Annotated in this window: 16 protein-coding genes and 1 tRNA gene; 9 read left to right on the top strand and 8 right to left on the bottom strand. The window is 46.3% G+C overall.

The annotated features are described in order from the left end of the window. Window positions 1-30 precede the first annotated feature (30 nt). Window positions 31-528 carry a 6-pyruvoyl trahydropterin synthase family protein gene (locus AQUSIP_RS09140; protein ID WP_114834715.1) on the bottom strand — a complete coding sequence of 166 codons (498 nt, stop codon included), beginning with the start codon at window positions 526-528 and terminating at the stop codon, window positions 31-33. Window positions 529-622: 94 nt separating this feature from the next. Continuing rightward, window positions 623-1,762 (bottom strand): class I SAM-dependent methyltransferase, encoded by a 1,140-nt coding sequence (locus tag AQUSIP_RS09135; RefSeq protein ID WP_114834716.1) that lies wholly within the window; start codon window positions 1,760-1,762, stop codon window positions 623-625. A gap of 53 nt (window positions 1,763-1,815) precedes the next feature. Between AQUSIP_RS09135 and AQUSIP_RS09130 the strand changes: the two genes are divergently transcribed. The 3 genes from AQUSIP_RS09130 to AQUSIP_RS09120 all read left to right on the top strand — a co-directional run bounded on the left by AQUSIP_RS09130 (window position 1,816) and on the right by AQUSIP_RS09120 (window position 5,716). Beyond that, window positions 1,816-2,568: a pteridine reductase gene (locus tag AQUSIP_RS09130; protein ID WP_114834717.1), complete on the top strand. Its 753-nt coding sequence runs from the start codon at window positions 1,816-1,818 to the stop codon at window positions 2,566-2,568. Window positions 2,569-2,680: 112 nt separating this feature from the next. Next, window positions 2,681-4,423: an ABC transporter permease gene (locus AQUSIP_RS09125; protein ID WP_170131829.1), complete on the top strand. Its 1,743-nt coding sequence runs from the start codon at window positions 2,681-2,683 to the stop codon at window positions 4,421-4,423. A gap of 3 nt (window positions 4,424-4,426) precedes the next feature. Next, window positions 4,427-5,716 carry an ABC transporter ATP-binding protein gene (locus AQUSIP_RS09120; protein ID WP_114834718.1) on the top strand — a complete coding sequence of 430 codons (1,290 nt, stop codon included), beginning with the start codon at window positions 4,427-4,429 and terminating at the stop codon, window positions 5,714-5,716. 99 nt (window positions 5,717-5,815) lie between these two features. Here AQUSIP_RS09120 and AQUSIP_RS09115 read toward each other — a convergent pair whose 3' ends face one another. The 3 genes from AQUSIP_RS09115 to AQUSIP_RS09105 all read right to left on the bottom strand — a co-directional run bounded on the left by AQUSIP_RS09115 (window position 5,816) and on the right by AQUSIP_RS09105 (window position 8,260). Continuing rightward, entirely contained in the window at window positions 5,816-6,538 is a 723-nt protein-coding gene (locus AQUSIP_RS09115) for a DUF3421 domain-containing protein (protein WP_114834719.1), read from the bottom strand. Between the two features lie 136 nt (window positions 6,539-6,674). Then, on the bottom strand, window positions 6,675-7,808 hold the full coding sequence (locus AQUSIP_RS09110) for an FUSC family protein (protein ID WP_114834720.1): 1,134 nt from the start codon (window positions 7,806-7,808) through the stop codon (window positions 6,675-6,677). Continuing rightward, window positions 7,775-8,260 (bottom strand): Dps family protein, encoded by a 486-nt coding sequence (locus AQUSIP_RS09105; RefSeq protein ID WP_211310094.1) that lies wholly within the window; start codon window positions 8,258-8,260, stop codon window positions 7,775-7,777. Before AQUSIP_RS09105 ends, AQUSIP_RS09110 begins: the two co-directional genes overlap by 34 nt. 169 nt (window positions 8,261-8,429) lie before the next feature. On the opposite strand from AQUSIP_RS09105, the gene AQUSIP_RS09100 reads away from it, so the two are divergent. The 6 genes from AQUSIP_RS09100 to truB all read left to right on the top strand — a co-directional run bounded on the left by AQUSIP_RS09100 (window position 8,430) and on the right by truB (window position 14,744). Next, window positions 8,430-8,506: transfer RNA gene (locus AQUSIP_RS09100), tRNA-Met, on the top strand. A 90-nt stretch (window positions 8,507-8,596) separates the two neighbouring features. Then, window positions 8,597-9,100, top strand: a complete 504-nt coding sequence (rimP, locus tag AQUSIP_RS09095; RefSeq protein WP_170131830.1) for a ribosome maturation factor RimP — start codon at window positions 8,597-8,599, stop codon at window positions 9,098-9,100. 53 nt (window positions 9,101-9,153) lie between these two features. Beyond that, window positions 9,154-10,665, top strand: coding sequence for a transcription termination factor NusA (gene nusA, locus AQUSIP_RS09090; protein WP_114834722.1), 1,512 nt, complete (start codon window positions 9,154-9,156; stop codon window positions 10,663-10,665). Between the two features lie 158 nt (window positions 10,666-10,823). After that, on the top strand, window positions 10,824-13,391 hold the full coding sequence (infB, locus tag AQUSIP_RS09085) for a translation initiation factor IF-2 (RefSeq protein ID WP_114834723.1): 2,568 nt from the start codon (window positions 10,824-10,826) through the stop codon (window positions 13,389-13,391). 4 nt (window positions 13,392-13,395) lie between these two features. Next, window positions 13,396-13,767 carry a 30S ribosome-binding factor RbfA gene (gene rbfA, locus AQUSIP_RS09080; protein ID WP_114834724.1) on the top strand — a complete coding sequence of 124 codons (372 nt, stop codon included), beginning with the start codon at window positions 13,396-13,398 and terminating at the stop codon, window positions 13,765-13,767. Window positions 13,768-13,817: 50 nt separating this feature from the next. Continuing rightward, the gene (truB, locus tag AQUSIP_RS09075) at window positions 13,818-14,744 is read left to right on the top strand and encodes a tRNA pseudouridine(55) synthase TruB (RefSeq protein ID WP_114834725.1); all 927 of its coding nucleotides are present in this window, start codon (window positions 13,818-13,820) and stop codon (window positions 14,742-14,744) included. Window positions 14,745-14,786: 42 nt separating this feature from the next. Here truB and AQUSIP_RS09070 read toward each other — a convergent pair whose 3' ends face one another. From AQUSIP_RS09070 to istA, 3 genes are all read right to left on the bottom strand, one after another. Next, on the bottom strand, window positions 14,787-16,259 hold the full coding sequence (locus AQUSIP_RS09070; protein WP_114834726.1) for a hypothetical protein: 1,473 nt from the start codon (window positions 16,257-16,259) through the stop codon (window positions 14,787-14,789). Between the two features lie 227 nt (window positions 16,260-16,486). Then, complete coding sequence (gene istB, locus AQUSIP_RS09065; RefSeq protein ID WP_114835531.1) at window positions 16,487-17,233, bottom strand: IS21-like element helper ATPase IstB; 747 nt, start codon at window positions 17,231-17,233, stop codon at window positions 16,487-16,489. 16 nt (window positions 17,234-17,249) lie between these two features. Continuing rightward, entirely contained in the window at window positions 17,250-18,767 is a 1,518-nt protein-coding gene (gene istA / locus AQUSIP_RS09060) for an IS21 family transposase (protein ID WP_170131899.1), read from the bottom strand. Between the last annotated feature and the right edge of the window lie 11 nt (window positions 18,768-18,778).

The raw sequence follows: 18,778 nt of genomic DNA, 5'->3' as shown, positions 1-18,778 counted from the left end.
GAAATGGATTTGCAGGAGAAGATGCAGTAACTAGGATGCGCTTTTGTCCCAGCTTGCACCTGCCGATTGACCCGGGCCATTATAGACTTTTACTGTAACGCCGTGAATGCTGTGCTCGGCAAGCTGCTTTGAATCATCCAGTATTTTTTGTAAAAACCAGTGAGACAATTCTTCAATGGTGATATTGGTCAGGGGTAAAAGCACAATGTCTTCTTTAAGAAAAGGAAGCTTGCGCTGGTTGAAATGGGCAATCCAGTATTCTCCACTGTCTTCAAGTCTGAGATAGGGCGATTGGCTGGGGAGGAGAAAATGCCGGTCTAATTGGTCGCAGAGTGTCAGCATTTTTCGCTTGTAGTGGCGGTAATCGAAGGACAGGCCGTTATGCTCAATTTTTATAAGAAATTCAATGCTGACATAATAATTATGCCCATGCAGTTGTTCACGCTCAGTCGCTGAAAAAATGGTGAAATGACCGGCGGAAAAAGAAAGCTCTTCTTTTTGTATCGCTAGACTGGCAAAACGGACCACTTGCTATTCCTCTGTTTGTACGGCAGCCCCGTGGGAGGTGCCTGTGTTGTTGTAACCTGCTTTTTATTAAAACGGGGCGCAATTATACACAAATTCAGAGATCGCGTCCTCTATCTAGTAAACTGAAACCCGAGAGAGGATGTTCCATGTTCTTGCAAAGGGCCATGACCTTAATGCGGTCGCCCATTTCTGTGGGCAGTGTAAGCTGTTTGATGGCTTGATGGAGATGGAAAGTATCGGCTGGCGAAAGATTTTTTTCTTCTATTTCAGCCAGTTCAATCAATCCATTGGCGAAAAGAAATGCTGCTTGTGTTGTATAGCCGCCCAGGGTGCATTCGTTCGCGACAGCAGTTTCTACAACGGGGGTAAAATCCACATGCGCGGTAATATCCTGTAGTCCGGGAAGGATCAAAGGATCGTCATGGCGGCGATGTTGGTAAAAGCAGGTCAGGGTGCCCTGTCTGCGTTCCGGATGATAATACTCCTGCTGCCCATAACCATAATCCGCGAGCAAGATAACCCCTTGTGCGAGGGCGCCTGTCAGGGATTCAATGAAGCGTGGCAGGTTTAAATTCAATTCTGACTCATAGCCGTCGGCGAGTTCATATCGTTCACGAATTTTCATTGTTTTTTCTGCCAGCTCTGTCACGGTGGGTGCCGTCGGCTGCCAGATAAATCGGTCTTTTCCCCATGCTACGCAGCGCTCTTTAACAGTATGTCCCTCGATACGAAAGCAGTGCACCGGCAGCGCATCCAGCACTTCATTGGCCACTATAATGCCAACAAATTGCTGAGGCAATTCGTTGAGCCAGACTACGCGGGGAAGCAGATGTGGGCAGGTAGATGCAAGCAGTGCTTGCTGTTTTAGACGTAATGTTTCGCTGATTTCATAAATGAAATAACGGTCAGGCAGGCTGCGGTGGCGCTCAAGTTCAAGCAGGCAGTCGCTTGCGAAACGGCCGGTGCCAGCACCCAGTTCCAGCAGGTTGCCTGTGCTGAGCGCATCAAAAATCTCCATGTATTGCCTCGCAAAACAGCGAGCGAACAGCGGGGAAATCTCGGGTGCCGTCGTAAAATCACCTTCCCTGCCCAGATTGAATTGCGGTGTATTGTAATAACCAAATGCCGGGTGATAAAGTGCCCGCTCCATAAATGCCGCAAATGAAATGCGTCCGTCTTCTTTCTCTATTTCCTGGCGGAGGATTTGTATTAATGCGTTAGAAGATGTTGCCATATGTGTCTATAATGTTAATCAATATTGGGCCTTATCATAAAGGAAAACGTGCCATGAAAAAGAGTTCATTAGCTTCGAAGGTCGCTCTGATCACCGGGTCGGCACGACGAGTTGGCGCCGAGATTGCCCGAACGCTGCATGATGCCGGGATGAATATCGTGCTCCATTATAACGTATCAGAAGAAGAAGCGTTTAAACTTTGCGAGCAGCTTAATCAAAAACGCAAAGAATCTGCTGTCGTCATGCGTGCTGAATTACAAGAAGCAGAAAGCGGGAAAATGCTGATACAAAAAGCGGCGGAAACCTGGAAGCGCCTGGACGTGCTGGTGAATAATGCATCACGTTTTTATCGGACCTCGATTGGAAAAATCACGGACTATGCATGGGATGATTTAATGAACAGCAACCTGAAGGCGCCTTTTTTTCTGGCTCAGTCCGCGGCTCCTTTTTTGGCGGCGACGCAGGGAACGATTATTAATATTACCGACGTGAATGCTGACAGGCCTCTGCATGATTTTGCCGTATACTGCATTTCCAAAGCCGGGCTGGTCGCGATGACAAAAATACTGGCTAAAGAATTAGGGCCGCTTATCCGTGTCAATGGCATTTCGCCAGGTTCAATCCTGTGGCCAGAAGGGGATAATGCCCTGTCAGAAGAAGACAAACAGAAAATTATTGAGCGTACACCCTTGCTACGCTCCGGCAGTCCTGAGGACGTTGCTAAGGCAGTGCTTTTTTTCGTGCGGGATGCCGATTTTATCACGGGGCAGATATTAAATATTGATGGCGGCCGTACTTTGGGCTAGACAAGAAACCGCTAATAACCATCGGTGAGGCGGTTTTTGCTAACGCTTGGCGGCGCGAAACTGACTTTAAATACAGGCAGTAGACAGTAAAAATAAGAGGCGGTTGAGCGCCATGAGCTTTCTTCGCAACACATTTATGACAGCGTACAGGGCAAGATTGTATCCTAATTACTGGGACATCATTGCTTTGTTACTAGTGCTTGCGATCATTACTTTATTCGGGTGGAACGCCAAGCAAATGGCGACGCCTTACCAATTGGGTGAGGCCATTCCCATCACCCTCCATCCTTCTGCGCTGCCTCTGTATGCTGCCCGTACGGTAGTGCGCATGTTGATTGCTCTATTTTTTTCACTTCTTTTTACGTTTATTTTTGGTACTTGGGCAGCTAAAAGCCCTCGCGCTGAACGCATTATTATTCCTACTATTGATGTCCTGCAATCTGTTCCCATCCTGGGTTTCTTGTCCGTGACGGTCGCCGGTTTCATTGCTCTTTTTCCAGGCAGTATGCTGGGGCCGGAATGTGCCGCTATTTTTGCGATTTTTACTTCCCAGGCATGGAACATGGCGTTTGGTTTTTATCAAACAGTGCGATCCGTTCCCTCCGAAGTGGAAGAGGCAGCGAAGATGCTGCATCTTTCTGCCTGGCAACGTTTTTGGCGTATTGAAGTGCCTTATTCCATGCCGGGATTGTTGTGGAATACCATGGCATCCATGTCAGCCGGCTGGTTTTTTGTCGTGGCAGCAGAGGCCATCACAGTTTCCAATCAGGAGATTTTATTGCCGGGCATTGGTTCCTACATTGCGGTGGCCATTCAAGCAGCCAATATGCGCGCGGTCGCCTATGCTGTCATCACCATGTTTGTGGTGATCCTGGTTTACGACCAATTGCTATTTCGCCCACTGGTTGCCTGGGCGGAAAAATTCAAGCCGGAAAGTCAGGCGGCGGAAAAAATGGCAGAATCCTGGGTTATCAACTTATTCCGTCGTACCCGCATGATTCGGGATTTGGGTCTACAGATGGCGCGGTTGTTTGATGCTTTTGTGAATGTCCGGTTGCTGCGAATTCCTTATTCCATCCCAGCAGAAGAAATCGAAAAGACCGTTAGTGACCGGGTTATTTCGCTGCTCTGGGACGCTATTATTTTTATATTGGGCGCCGGTGCGGTTGTGTTTTTGGGTTATTACATGTGGCAAAACCTGGCACTCAGTGAAATCGGACATGTTTTTTTGTTAGGTCTGGTGACGGCATTACGCGTTTTTATTTTGATTATTCTTTGTTCTCTGATCTGGGTGCCGGTGGGTGTCTGGATAGGGCTAAGACCGGGCGTTGCGCAGCTCGCGCAGCCTATCGCGCAAATTCTGGCGGCTTTTCCTGCCAATCTTTTTTATCCATTTATTGTGATGTTTATCGTCAATTATCATTTAAGCCCCAATATCTGGTTGACGCCGCTCATGATTCTGGGCGCGCAATGGTATATTTTGTTTAACGTCATCGCGGGCGCTTCCATGCTGCCCAAGGATTTGCTGCAGGTAGTGGACAATCTGAGTGTGGGTGGCTGGTTGCGCTGGAGCCGCTTGTTGCTGCCGGGTATTTTTCCTTATTACATCACCGGCGCTATCACGGCCGCAGGGGGTGCCTGGAATGCAAGCATCGTGGCGGAAGTAGCGAGTTGGGGGCAGGAAAAGCTAGCGGCAACGGGCCTTGGAGCTTACATTACAGAGTACACAACGGTAGGTAATTTTTCACGCACGGCGTTGGGAATAGGCATGATGTGTTTGCTGGTGCTGGTATTTAATCGTTTAATTTGGCGGCCGCTTTATGTGTATGCCGAAAATCGTTTCACGCTGGAGTAATGAATGACAAATGAACCGATTATTGAAGTAATTGGCGTACAGAAATCGTTTAAAAAAGGCGATCGTCAGGAATTGCTCGTCCTGGACGACATTCATTTTAAAATGTATGAAGGGGAAATCGTTGCTATCCTCGGGAAGTCAGGCTCCGGCAAATCAACGTTGTTACGCATTATCGCGGGACTGGTAAAACCCAGCGGAGGCACCGTTCATTATCGTGGCCGGCCTGTATCAGGACCGGTGCGCGGGATTTCCATGGTATTTCAAACATTCGCTCTTTTACCCTGGTTGACTGTACTGCAAAATGTGGAGCTTGGGCTGGAAGCGCTCGGCATTGAACGCGAGCAGCGCCGTGAACGGGCCTTAAAAGCCATAGACATGATCGGATTGGATGGTTTTGAATCCGCGCTACCAAAAGAATTATCAGGCGGTATGCGCCAGCGCGTGGGCTTTGCGCGGGCGCTGGTGGTGAATCCGGATATTCTATTGATGGATGAACCGTTTTCCGCTTTGGATGTATTAACGGCGGACAACCTCAAAAGCGATCTTATTGATTTGTGGCAAAGCAAGCAAACAGGATTAAATGCCATTTTGTTTGTAACGCACAGTATTGAAGAAGCCATCGCTATCGCAGACCGCATCATTATTTTTGGCAGTAACCCGGGCTCAATACGTTCCGACTTGAAAGTCACGCTGCCATTTCCGCGCAGCGATCTGGATCCGCGATTTCGCAATCAGGTTGATCGTGTTTATACCCTAATGACGACGCAGCCCCAGGAAGAAAAGTTGCAGCAGGGCTTTATCGATATCGGTTATCGCCTGCCGGAAGCGAGTGTGGCGGAAGTCACCGGCCTCCTTGAGATATTGAATTCGCCCGAACATCAGGGAAAAATGGATTTGCCCGATGTGGCGGAAACCTTAATGCTCGATATAGATGATCTTTTCCCGCTCACGGAATTACTCGAGATTTTGCGTTTTGCCAAAGTTTCCAAAGGGGACATCACCATTACCGAAGAAGGTAAGGCATTCGTGGATGCGGATATTTTGGAGCGAAAAAAGCTTTTCTCTATTCATCTCAAAAAATTTGTACCACTTGCCCGTTATATTTACGATCAGCTGATACGACACCCGCGGCACCGTGCGCTGGAAGAAAATTACTTGTCTTTGCTGGAAGATTATTTGTCAGAAAGTGAAGCAGAGCGTGTGTTGCGTACCGTCATTGAGTGGGGTCGCTATGCGGAACTCTTTGCATATGATTACAACTCAGGCGTATTGAGTTTGGAAAATCCGCATTGAATAAGAAACAAAATTCCGGGGAGTGTTTATCAAAACTATGCTGTCCTCTGCGCGGGAATGACGTGGCTAGCCAAATAAACACTCTCTCAATTTCCTTCGCTAACTTACCAGCACATTATAATAAGGAATCGCGATTTCTCTTCCGCCCCAGCCAATGTTGCACATTTGTCCGACTACTTTGCCTGGGTGCATGCTGCCGCGATAATTTGCTTGGCAAATATATAATGGGGCGCCGTGTTCATTACCCCCTTGAATAGCATTGGCGGGGATATAGCCGTGGCTCGCTGAAACCCAGCTTAAGCGGGAACGGCTTACTAGGATTTGATAGCGGGATAGAGAAATTTCATCACCGCCCCAGCTTATATTGCATTTGCCGGCAACGACTTTGCCCGGATGAATGCCGCCACGATAGTTGCCGCGGCACACATACAGCGTGTTCTGGGGCTCGATTCCGCCAATAACCGCGTCTTCAGGCGCAGGCATGCCAGACATCATGTCGATCCAATGGGGTGTCCTGTTGTGCTGACGTCGCGCGTGTGCTGGTACAAAATACGTTCCTTCCCGACCGGCTATCACGCGGCCGTTGAGGCTCGGTACGTTTACTGAAATGGATATGCCATGATGCGATTTTGTATGAGGGTGGGTTCGTTCTCTTTCTGTATTGCTGCTATACCAGTCACCGTCATTTGCGCTTTGGGATGAATAATAGCCTTCATTGGGCATTTGGGAAGAAGAACTATAGTAATTATCAGCGTAGGCTGTGCCTGCGAAGGATAAAAAGCAGGTGGTTCCCATCAGGACAAAAAAAGAGGTTGTTTTCATGTTATCTCCGGACAGCTTTTAATCAAAATGGCTCTTTCATCCGGACTGAAAAATGGGAGCGGCGAATCCCTGCGCGGCCTATGGCACTAAACAAGAAGCGCTAAATTCTGGTTGATTTAGAGAAAATAGGCAATAGTTACGTTTCTTTTTTCACCGTCTCGGGCGCTTCACTGACGGTAAAAACAGGCACTTGATAGAGCATTGCCAGCTTCGATAAGGAATGGAGCAGCACTTCTGCGGAAAAAAGGAAGCCATTGATATAAATTTGTTGTTCCCGTGTAGGTGTGGATACAGACTTTTGAATATCTTCCCTGAGTGGATCAATTGAAGGAATGTGAATGTGTCCAGGCGTGGCCGTGCCTGCTTCAATGGTTTGAATAATGGTATCCAGAGACTGAATAATTGTATCGTTAAGCGTATGCAGCGCGGCGGATTGGGTAAAGAGGTCTCGTGCATCTTTAATATTGACCAGCGCATGGTGCATGAAGTCAATTGCGCGTAGCATTTCTCTTTCGCAATACAAGGAATGCACAAAGTGTTTGGGGTCGAAGAGGGCGCCCACTCTTTCCCGCAAGGCTTCTTTAGCGAGTAATCGCTGCCTCGAGATGGATTTGACAATGCTGTCATCAAGCTCTTCGTATTGCATGGCCTCACTGCTGCTCGTGAAAGAGGTCATGAGGTTCTTGTAAAAATCGCGTAATTGAGACAGTGTAGCGGCCTGCGTGCGGCGTAAATGGGTGCGGGCGTGGATGGGTAAAACAAATTGTGAGACAAGGGCTGCGATCAGAATGCCTATGCTGATTTCCATGAAGCGAGCGCCCGCTGTTAGGAGGGTAGGTGGATTGCCCAGCATGATAATTGCTGTGGTGGCGGCACCCAGGGTGCCGGCATAACTCATGCTTTCCTGGCCTGTGGCAAGATAGCTAAAGATAAAACTGGAGAGAGCGAGCGTAATCATGATGACGAGGTCGGTATCGCCAGCCGATGTGAGCGCGATAATGGCGAACAAGCAACCGACAATCGTGCCCAGGAAGCGCAAATAGGCTTTCTGCATCATTCCGCCTACATAAATTTGCGCACACATGACGACGATGATGGAAACCACGATCCATTGGCTTGCTGTAGGAAAGCCCACGATATTGGCTAACAGAAAACCAATCATGCAGGCTATCGCTGTCTTAATGCTGTGCGTGATGCGTTCTGTATCAAACCACTTTGCAATAATCACGCTTACCTTTACCTCGCTTCCAGCAGGCTGCGCAGCATCCATGCGGTTTTGTCATGTTCCGTTTTGCGCTCAATAAAAAGGTCGAGCGTGACTTCATCGCCGCATTCCTCAGCGATTTCAAATAATCCGGCAATCGTTTTCGCAATGGCTTCATGGTCTGCAAGCGCTTCTTCCAGCATTTCTTTCGCGCTCAGGTTGTGTCCTGCTTCTGCCAGTGAGGTTAATTGCAGAAATTTGGAAAAAGAAGCGGGTGCGGGTTCACGGAGTGCCCGCATGCGTTCAGCGATCTTGTCAGTCGCATCGGCTAGTTGCTGGTACTGTTCTTCAAACATTTTATGATATTCAAAAAAATGTGGACCTCTGACATTCCAGTGAAAATTCTGAGTTTTGAGATACAGATGATAAGTATCAGCAAGCAGATGGGCAAGGCTGTCAATTAACTGAGGGTTTTTCTTGTGGGCAGCGGAAGTTTTGTTTTTCATTTCGTGTTTCATCCTTATTTCTCCTTTCCATGGGCCATTCAGATAGCATAACACTCATCTAGCCTATGACACTATTTTACCCTATTCTGGCAGAGGCATGACGTAAGCCCTGGGTTATTTTATAAATAACTGCTTTTTACCTTGCTGGATTTGCAAATTTTTAATAGAATAGCGCCGTTACTGCGGGGTGGAGCAGTCTGGTAGCTCGTCGGGCTCATAACCCGAAGGTCGTAGGTTCAAATCCTGCCCCCGCTACCAAATAATAGTAAAAACATAGAACCCCTTATGGGGTTTTTTGTTTATGGTGGGTCATAAATGACGACCCATTTTTTGTATCGGTCAAGTATAATGAAAAAGATTGATCCCGAATTGCATGAACGATTGGCAAAGCTAATAAGTTCAATGGGTTATGAGTTGATTGGCTGCGAGTTGTTATCGCAGGGCCGGCAGATGGTGTTTCGTATCTATATAGATAGCCCTAAAGGGGTGACAATAGATGACTGCTCTAGTGTGAGCTATCAGGTCAGCGCAATGATGGATGTAGAGGACCCTCTTCAGGGGCGTTATTCCCTGGAAGTTTCCTCGCCAGGCATTAATCGGCCGCTTTTTGAGCTCGGGCATTATCAGAAACAGGTAGGTAGCCGGGTGAAAATACGGTTGTATTCGCCCATCAATCAACGTAAACAGTATAAGGGTGTGCTGAAACGAGTTGAGGATGAGAATATCTACCTATTGGTAGAGGACTCGGAGCAGGAAGTTGTGCTGCCTTTTTCTACGATTGAAAAAGGTAATGTAATTGGTGATATCCGTTTTCAAAAGTCAGATGCCAAAAGTCAGAAGACAGAAGACTAAGTCGGTAAGCATCTGACTTCTGATTTCTGGTTTCTGACGTATGAGGTCGCGCTATGAACAAAGAGATCTTATTGGTAGTTGAGGCTGTATCCAACGAAAAAGGTGTGGATAGAGAGGTTATTTTTCAGGCGATAGAAGCTGCCCTGGAAACGGCGACGAAAAAAAAGGCAGACGAAGAAATTGATGTCAAAGTCGAGATTAACCGCAAAACAGGCGATTATTCTACTTTCCGCCGTTGGCTGGTGATTGAAGATGCCAAAGAAGAAGAGGAAGGGGACGACGGCCTGACAACCCTGACATTGAGCGAAGCAAAAAAACGGCAAGCCACTATCAAGGCAGGCGAATACTTGTTGGACCCGATGGAATCCGTCGAGTTTGGCCGTATCGCTGCACAAAAAGCTAAGCAAGTGATTATTCAAAAGGTGCTGGAAGCCGAGCGCGCTCAAATTGTTAATGCTTATAAAGAAAAAATTGGCCAGCTCATTAATGGCACTGTCAAAAAAGTGACGCGTGATTTTATTGTGCTCGATATGGGCAATAATGCTGAAGCTCTCTTGCCGCGCGCTGAGATGATCCCTCACGAAGCTTTTCGCGTGGGTGACCGCGTTCGTTCCTACTTGTACGATATTCAGGCTGATGGCGGGAAAAGCCCGCAAATCCTGGTTAGCCGCACGCGTCCTGAAATGTTGATTGAACTTTTCAAGATTGAAGTGCCGGAGATAGGAGAGGAGCTGATCGAGATCAAAGCGGCTGCGCGAGACCCAGGATCACGTGCGAAGATTGCCGTTAAAACGAATGATGGACGCATCGATCCAATTGGTGCGTGCGTTGGCATGCGCGGTTCCCGCGTTCAGGCTGTTTCAGGCGAGCTGGGTGGAGAGCGTATCGATATCGTATTGTGGGATGACAACCCTGCGCAGCTTGTTATTAACGCTATGTCGCCGGCAGAAGTGGCTTCTATTGTAGTGGATGAAGATACCCATACAATGGATATTGCTGTCAAGGCGGACCAATTGTCTCAGGCGATTGGCAGACACGGTCAGAATGTGCGGCTGGCAAGCGAGTTAACCGGCTGGACGCTTAACGTGATGACAGAAGAGGAAGCGCAAGCCAAATCAGCAGAAGAAGGTGAAAAAGTGCTGAAATTGTTCCAGGAGAAACTGGATGTAGATGAGCAGGTCGCCGAGATTTTGACGAATGAAGGCTTTTCCTCACTGGAAGAAATCGCTTATGTGCCGGTGCAAGAACTATTGGAGATTGATGGTTTTGATCAGACCCTGGTGAATACCCTGCGCGAACGTGCCAAAGCGGCGCTGTTGACCCAGGCCATCGCTGAAGAACAGGCGTTGGAAGTTGAGCCTGCTCAGGACCTGATGGAGATGGAAGGCATGGACAAGCAGATGGCTTACAAGCTGGCAAGCCATGGCATCGTTACCCGCGAAGATCTGGCCGAGCAATCCGTGGATGATTTACTTGATATTGGAGAAATAGACGAAGATACAGCTGCTAAACTTATTATGACAGCCCGTAAAATCTGGTTTGATGATGAGGCTGGTAAGGCGTAAAAAATAAAAAAACCCGCAATCAAAATAATATTGTTGCATGTATAATTTGAAGCTTCCTTCTCCCGCGGCGAAGCGAAGGGCATGGCGGGAGAAAGGGTCGGGTATGGTACCCGGAAAAATATATAGGGTTAAAGAAGATAAGCCGCGTGGTGAAGAGAATGGTAAAAGAGACTGAAAAGAAAGGCGTGCCAATTGAACAATTTGCTGAAGAAATTGGCGTTAAGTCTGTAGACCGTTTGCATGAGCAGTTTAAAGATGCCGGCATTAAGGTAGACAAATTTATCAACGAAGATCAGATGCAAAAATTTTTGCGTTATCTTCAGCAGCATCATGGCGCCAAACAGGAAGCTGCGCCGGATAAAATTGTATTGCGACGAGCTAAAACGAGCGAAATCAAGCTGGGCGGTTCACATGGCGCAGGCAAGACGGTCAGTATTCAAGTGCGCAAGAAGCGGACTTATGTAAAACGCGCGTTAAGTGAAGAAGAAACCAAAGGCAAACCGGAAGAAGCCAAGGCTGAACCTGTCACACTCGTAGAAGTATCAGAAACGCCTTCCGGAGTCACCGAAATTCAAGCTGCTAAACCTGAAGTTGTAGCGGAACCAACCGGCGAAGCGCAGGCAGTGCCTGCAGAAGCGGTTTCCGATCAGGAAGCTGCGGCTAAAACGGCAGAGGAAAAAACAGCGGAAGAAAAAGCCAAGCCCGCTGTTAAGCGTAAAGAAAAATTCCGTGATGCTGAAGCAGAAGAATTGGAAAGCGAGCGGAAAAAGAAAAAGAAAGTGCGTGATGCTTCCCGCGTTGTCGAGGAAAGAAATTTTGAAGCCCTTTTAGCGAGAGGCGCTGATTTAAGTCGTGTGCTGCGGCATGCGGATGACGATTTAGCTGATACCGCCGTAAGACGAGGCGGCAAAATGCGGGCGGGCGCACAACCTAAAGTCAAAGTACAAGCTTTTACCCGACCCACTGCACCAGTGGTACGCGAAGTCGAAATTCCCGAAACGATCAACCTGGGGGAGCTGGCACAGCGAATGTCTGTGAAGGCAGCTGAAGTAATTAAGGTGCTCATGAAAATGGGTGTCATGGCCACGATTAACCAGACCATTGATCAGGATACGGCCGTTCTCATCGTTGAAGAAATGGGGCACAAACCAAAGCCTGTCAGTTCAGATGCGATCGAAGAAGCATTGGCGAAATCTGTCGAAGTGCAGGGAGAAGCCCAACTGCGTCCCCCTGTTATTACCATCATGGGTCACGTTGATCATGGCAAAACAACACTGCTCGATTATATACGCACCACCAAAGTCGCCGCTTCTGAAGCCGGTGGTATCACACAGCATATTGGCGCCTACCATGTCCAAACACCCAAAGGAACCATTACTTTTCTTGATACGCCTGGCCACGCTGCGTTTACCGCCATGCGTGCACGCGGTGCAAAATTAACGGATATTGTTATTCTGGTGGTGGCTGCCGATGATGGCGTCATGCCGCAGACCGTTGAAGCTATTCAGCATGCCAAGGCGGCGAACGTACCCATTGTGGTCGCAATGAATAAGATGGATAAACCCGGTATCGATCCCGATCGTGTGAAAAACGAATTGGCCAAGCAGGGGTTGATTCCTGAAGAATGGGGCGGTGATACCATGTTTGTGCCTATTTCAGCAAAGACGGGTATGGGTATCGATAACCTGCTGGATTCCGTGCTGGTACAGGCTGAAGTATTAGAACTTAAAGCGGTTGTTGATTGTCCCGCACGCGGTGTTGTCATTGAATCCCGTCTTGATCGTGGACGAGGCGCTGTGATGAGCGTACTGGTTCAGCAAGGAACATTACGCAAGGGTGACATTATTCTTGCGGGTCTTGAATACGGTCGTATTCGCGCGTTATTTGACGAAACCGGCAAGCCGATTGAAAGCGCAGGACCTTCTATTCCCGCTGAAGTGCTGGGTCTTTCTGGCGTTCCACAGGCAGGTGATGATTTTATTATTGTGCCTGATGAAAAACGTGCGAGAGAAGTGGCGGCATTCCGCCAGGCAAAACACCGTGAGGTAAAATTGGCAAGGCAAGCCCCGAAACTGGAAGATTTATTGCAGCGTATAGAAGAGGAAAAGACGGCGACCACTTTAAATATTATTTTGAAAGCCGATGTACTCGGTTCCGTTGAAGCGCTGAAGCAGGCATTGACCGAATTGTCTACCTCTGAGGTAAAGGCCAACGTTATTTCGAGCGGCATTGGCGGTATTAATGAAAGTGATGTCAATCTTGCCATCGCATCCAAAGCCATCATCATTGCGTTTAACGTTCGCGCCAATGCAGAAGCCCGCAAACTGATGGAAACCAACGGTGTGGATGTGCACTACCATAACATCATTTACGATGTGATTAACCAGGTGAAGAAAGCCATGAGCGGTGTGCTCGCACCGGAGATCCATGAACGTATTGTGGGTCTTGCGGAAGTGCGCGAAGTGTTTCGTTCTTCCAAGACGGGCACTATTGCCGGTTGCATGGTGTTAGAAGGCTTTGTTAAACGTAATTTTCCCATCCGCGTGCTGCGCGACAATGTGGTGATATTTGAAGGTTCACTTGAGTCATTGCGTCGTTTCAAGGAGGACGTTTCTGAAGTGCGCGCAGGCATGGAATGTGGCATCGCGGTGAAGAACTACAACGATGTCAGGGCTGGCGACCAGATTGAAGTGTTCGAAAAGATCGAAGTGAAGCGAGAGGTCTAACTAGATGAAACGGCGCTTTGATCGAACTCAGCGCGTGGCGGATCTCATTCAGAAAACGCTAGCGCATATGCTGCTAACCGAGATGGATGAACGATTTCGCTTTGTGACGATTACCAGTGTCACCGTGTCACGCGATCTTTCGTATGCCAAAGTCTATGTCAGTGTTCTCGCGGATGAGGAAGACAAAATCAAGCAAATCGTGGAAGCATTGAATAACACTGCCAAATCATTACGATATAATCTTGCCCATGAGGTTGACTTGCGTGTCGTTCCCGAACTCAAGTTTGTCTATGATGAATCCACTGCGCGCGGATTTAAGATATCATCGCTGATTGATAATGCGGTGAAAAAATCGGAAAAAAAAACGAAAGAATAGATCTCGGGCGGTTGACTTAAAAAATCACAAAACAGGATTTAAACGTAACCATGCGACGCCAAGTTCACGGTATTCTTTTACTGGACAAGCCCATCGATATCACTTCTAACGCGGCCTTGCAAAAGGTAAAGCGCCTGTTTAGTGCTAAAAAAGCAGGTCATACAGGAAGCCTGGATCCGCTAGCGACAGGTATGCTGCCGCTCTGTTTTGGCGAGGCAACCAAATTTTCACAGTTTCTGCTGGAATCCGACAAAACCTATCATGTTGTTGTTAAGCTGGGCGTGCAAACCACCACAGGTGATGCGGAAGGTGAAGTGGTTGCAACCGCTCCTGTTGTCGATGTGACGACTGATCGCATAGAGCAGGTCATGAAGACTTTTCTTGGCGAGATTGAGCAAGTTCCGCCTATGTACTCCGCCATCAAGCATCAGGGTAAACCATTATACGAGCTCGCGCGGCGTGGCATCGAGGTTGCGCGTGAGCCGCGACGGATCAGAATATTTTCTATCAAGCTGGAACAACTTAAACAGGATGAATGCACCTTCTCTGTGCATTGCAGCAAGGGAACCTACATACGAACACTGGCAGAAGATATTGGCCGCGCATTGGGTTGTGGTGGTCACGTAATTGCATTACGGCGACTGACTGTAATGCCTTATGGCAATGCGCAGATGTATACCTTGTCGACATTGGAAGCGATTGCGGAAACCACCGGCTATGAAGGATTGGCCGCTTGTCTTTTACCAGTTGAAACAGCGGTGCAGGTTTATCCAGCAGTGAAATTGTCGACCTCAGCGGCGTTTTATTTACGCATGGGGCAACCTGTGCGGGCGCCTTTTACACTGGATACGCCCCTAGTGCGTCTGCTTACTGAAGATGCACGATTTCTGGGTGTGGGTGAAGTCATGTCTGACGGCCGTGTTAAACCGCATCGTCTGCTTTCATCGCCCAATAGCGCTACTGCGATAGCGAGTTGAGGAGGGGAACTTTTAGATTTAACCGGAATGGATAGCCGCTCATTAACCTTTTTCCAGTCCTTTTTTCGTTTTCTTAATGACCACTTCTTGCTCTGTTGTTATCTTTTCATCTGGTACGCATATGCCTTCTAATTCTTTCAAATCCGCAGTTGATGAAAACATTTTCGTATGAATTGTTTTATCTTTTTTTTCTATTACTTTCCTGAAAAGATCAAAAGCATATCTGCAATTTCTGATATTTTTTTTCACTTCTTCAAGGTCGAGTTGTACTTTTTCTGTATTTTGAAGAAGGCTATCAAGGTATTTGGCAAATTGTGATAAATCCGTTCTGCTTTTTTCAAAAGGCAATAAGTGCGATTTTTCTTTCAATTGTTCTGATTCAATTAACAATAAGCGAGCCATATCTAATAATTTTTCTAGTATTTTATCCTTCCCTGGTTGTTCAGGTATATTTTCCTGTTCTTTTTTAATTGCTTTCTGCAATTCACCCTCATTTTCAACTTGTTGGGTTTCACCAGATCCCTCACTTAATGGATTAACCGATTTTGCATCATGAGGAGGCTGGCTGGTTTCAGAGGATGCCAGAGCATGAGGTTTTAAATATTCGCTATATTGGCCGCTGATGCTCTGCTCTCGAAAATCGGGTGATTGGATTTGTTTCGGGTTAAATTTTAAAAAATCATTATATTCGCCGCTTATTTCATGATTATCCATTTGAGGTTGACTTACTTGCACTTCCATTTGTAGGGGTTCTAATTGAGATGCAGGCATTTCATCGGTAGGATACAGATTTATACCAAGCTTATTGCAAAAATCATTTTGGATCTCTTCGCTTGGTGGTTTTTTGTCTGCGATACATTTTCGTATGTCACCGATAAGTTCGCTGAGAGATTTGTTTTTATTAGACCGTTTTAATTCATCAACTGCATAGTAAAGATGATTGAAGGTGCTTGCATTTGCTATTAATTTCTTGATGTCAGTAAAACTTAAAGTATAAATTGGATTTTTCTTAATAACTTGAGCAGCTGTGGAGAAAATAGAGCCTTTTTGTAGCTTTTCAGCATGACTAAACAATTCATCTCTTAAAAGCAACGACTTCCAAATGTCAACCTGTCCCTTTTCGATCAAAGCACGTTCTTTTTGTTTATTTTCTTCAAAAAGCAAATTGCGTGTTTCTTCGTCCAAAGGTGGAGCGCTTGGCAGCTGCTGTAAAGCAACTTGTGAGTGGAGTGAGGCATATGTTTCCTCATCGATCATCGGTGCATTGGGTTGCTGCGGGGTATCATGTGCATATTCAGGCGGGCTCATATTAAAAATATCAGTCATTATCTTATTAATGAGAGAAGATTCCTTTTTAACAAGCGATGCCAATTTTCCTACTGCATCATATAGCTCTTGAAAATTTCTAGCAGCCAAAATAGATCGGCGAATTGCGGGCAAGCGGGAGGGGGGTAAGTTAGAAGAAATATTCGTCCAAAAAATATCATTACTAAAAATATTTTTCCACCTCACCATGATCATACTTGCCTGATTATCTGTGAGCAATTCCCAATTTTTTCCGGATTTTTTAGAATTAATTTCATAAAAATGGAAGCCAAACTTTTGTCGTATTTTAGAAAAAAAATCGCGACAGCCAAAATCTATTGTGTATTCCGATCGAAAGGACCATTAATTCCAGTCCGTAAGGGGACAATGATTCCGGTTTATTGGGACAACTTTACCAGTCACGACGGCATTATCTGTTAAACTTCATCGGTCTGTAAAGATTTTTGTTTTTTTCTAAGTGAATCGCCATCTAATTCCAATCTGATTGAGTTGTGAATTAATCTATCAAGGATAGCGTCTGCAAGAGTGGCATCATTCAAATGTTCATGCCAATGTGTGATTGGTAACTGACTGGTGATGATAGTTGATTTTCGTTGGTAGCGATCATCAAGTATTTCTAACAGATCGCGGCGTTGGTCATCGTCAGGAGTTGCTAATCCCCAATCATCTAAGATAAGAACATCAATTTTTGCTAGTTGTGCGAGCCAATTAGCATAGCTACCATTTGCTTTTGCGATTTTTAATTCATGCCAAAGACGTGGGAGTCGATAATAACGCGCAGACATGCCAATCAAGCAAGTCTTATGTGCAAGCGCGCAGGCAATATAAGTTTTGCCGCAACCCGTTGGCCCAGTAATCAGTAAGTTCAAGTGTTGTTGAATCCATTGCCCTCGGGCAAGTTCTTGTACGACAGTTTTGTTTAAATTGCGGGTATGTTTAAAATCAATGTCCTCGATGCAAGCCTGAGCTTTAAGTTTTGCTTGTGCAAGCCGTCTGTTTAAGCGGCGGTTTTCTCTCAAATACCATTCACGATCGATCAACAACCCTAAGCGAGCTTCAAAATCCAGATCAGGCATGGGTTTTTGTAATTGTTCACAAAAAGCTTCTGCCATTCCAGATAATTTTAGCGCTCTTAGTTTTTCTAACGTTGGTTGAGTTAACATCTTTTTATCTCCAGTTTTATTTGTAATAGTCAGAACCACGGATATTTCCATGCGACGAAATAACAGGCGTATTCGTCGAATGAGAATTGGGAACAGTATCAAGTTTGTTTTTTAATATTGCTTCGACTTGGCTGTAACGTGTTGCACCAGATTCATTGGCGATAGCGCAGGCTTTTTCAAGACGGTTTTCGCCATATCTTGAGCCTAGGCGAAGCACACCAAGGCAAGCGCGATAAGCTTGTTCTGGAAACGCGCGCGAGGCGATTAAGCGATCAATAAACTTCATCGTATGCGGGCCAATTTTATTTGCCCATCGCTTCATGCGGTCTGGCGACCATTCCGCATGTGCACGATGTGCAGGCGGCATGTGTTCCTTGATGGTGCTGTGTTTATACCGATGATAACTGCGTGGATGTGAAGCAATACGTTTTCTCTCATAAAAACACTCCACCGTGTTAGCTGTAGCACGGATCTCAACTTCATGATGAATATATTTATACGGCACGCTGTAATAATGATCGTCAAATACAAAATGATAATCGATATGAACTTTTGCGTGTTGCCATTCGGCGTATTGGTATTTTTCGGGTGGCAGTGGCTTTAGCGCTGATTTATCTATTTCTTCAAATAATGCCCGTCTTGATGTTTTCATTTTTTGAAAGGATTGATTGTTAAGGACAGCAAGACGAGGTTTGATGGCTGCGTTAATTTCAGCAATACTCGTAAAAGTGATATGCCGCATTGGCGCAAGAATTTGTCTTTCAACTATACCAACCGCATTTTCAACTTTTGCTTTGTCTTTTGCTTCATAAACACGCGCAGGAACAATGGCAAAACCATAATGCTCGCCCACATGCTGATAGTTTGCATTGATGTCGGGATCATAGCGGTGAGATTTTTTTACACCCGCTTTTAAATTGTCTGGTACAACGATTTCACTGACCCCGCCAAAATATTCCCACATTCTGACGTGTGATTGAATCCAATCAGGTATTTGCTGCGTGGCAGTTGCTTCAGCAAAAGTAAATTGTGATGCGCCTAAACAGCCTACAAAAATTTGTGCTTCATGAATTTCGCCTGTCCCTGGATCAATCCAAGGTACTGTCATGCCCGCATAGTCTACAAATGTTTTTTCACCACCTTTGTGTACTTGCCGCATGATGGGTGATGTCGCCTTGAGATAAGCTCGATAGTGGGTACAAAATTGGGAATAACCCAGGCCCTCCGGCTGAACATCGCGATATTCTCGCCAGAGTAGTTGTAAGGTCACGCCCTTTTTGCGTAGCTCTTTATAGACCCGTTCCCAATCAGGAAATGCCTTCTGTCTTGAGACCTTTACAGCAGATGGAAAAAGACGATTGTATAAATCTTCTTCTGTCATCGATTGCGGCAAAGGCCAATTAATTCCTGCTGCTTTCGCCCGTTCTAAGTATCTTGTAACGGTTGTCTTTCCAATATTTAAACTTCTTGCAATAACTCGATGGCTGCATTTTAACTCATGGTATTGCCTTAAAACTTCACTGATTTTACGCATACTTATATATC

Source organism: Aquicella lusitana, from assembly GCF_902459475.1.
GTDB lineage: Bacteria > Pseudomonadota > Gammaproteobacteria > DSM-16500 > DSM-16500 > Aquicella > Aquicella lusitana.
This window is presented reverse-complemented; position numbering and strand designations above follow the sequence as displayed.

What these genes read in the sequence shown, in the direction of transcription:
- AQUSIP_RS09135 (WP_114834716.1), bottom strand. Translation starts at nt 1,762, where the DNA reads ATGGCAACATCTTCTAACGCATTAATACAAATCCTCCGCCAGGAAATA.
- AQUSIP_RS09130 (WP_114834717.1), top strand. Translation starts at nt 1,816, where the DNA reads ATGAAAAAGAGTTCATTAGCTTCGAAGGTCGCTCTGATCACCGGGTCG.
- AQUSIP_RS09125 (WP_170131829.1), top strand. Translation starts at nt 2,681, where the DNA reads ATGAGCTTTCTTCGCAACACATTTATGACAGCGTACAGGGCAAGATTG.
- AQUSIP_RS09120 (WP_114834718.1), top strand. Translation starts at nt 4,427, where the DNA reads ATGACAAATGAACCGATTATTGAAGTAATTGGCGTACAGAAATCGTTT.
- AQUSIP_RS09115 (WP_114834719.1), bottom strand. Translation starts at nt 6,538, where the DNA reads ATGAAAACAACCTCTTTTTTTGTCCTGATGGGAACCACCTGCTTTTTA.
- AQUSIP_RS09110 (WP_114834720.1), bottom strand. Translation starts at nt 7,808, where the DNA reads ATGGATGCTGCGCAGCCTGCTGGAAGCGAGGTAAAGGTAAGCGTGATT.
- AQUSIP_RS09105 (WP_211310094.1), bottom strand. Translation starts at nt 8,260, where the DNA reads ATGAAACACGAAATGAAAAACAAAACTTCCGCTGCCCACAAGAAAAAC.
- rimP (WP_170131830.1), top strand. Translation starts at nt 8,597, where the DNA reads ATGAAAAAGATTGATCCCGAATTGCATGAACGATTGGCAAAGCTAATA.
- nusA (WP_114834722.1), top strand. Translation starts at nt 9,154, where the DNA reads ATGAACAAAGAGATCTTATTGGTAGTTGAGGCTGTATCCAACGAAAAA.
- infB (WP_114834723.1), top strand. Translation starts at nt 10,824, where the DNA reads ATGGTAAAAGAGACTGAAAAGAAAGGCGTGCCAATTGAACAATTTGCT.
- rbfA (WP_114834724.1), top strand. Translation starts at nt 13,396, where the DNA reads ATGAAACGGCGCTTTGATCGAACTCAGCGCGTGGCGGATCTCATTCAG.
- truB (WP_114834725.1), top strand. Translation starts at nt 13,818, where the DNA reads ATGCGACGCCAAGTTCACGGTATTCTTTTACTGGACAAGCCCATCGAT.
- AQUSIP_RS09070 (WP_114834726.1), bottom strand. Translation starts at nt 16,259, where the DNA reads ATGGTGAGGTGGAAAAATATTTTTAGTAATGATATTTTTTGGACGAAT.
- istB (WP_114835531.1), bottom strand. Translation starts at nt 17,233, where the DNA reads ATGTTAACTCAACCAACGTTAGAAAAACTAAGAGCGCTAAAATTATCT.
- istA (WP_170131899.1), bottom strand. Translation starts at nt 18,767, where the DNA reads ATGCGTAAAATCAGTGAAGTTTTAAGGCAATACCATGAGTTAAAATGC.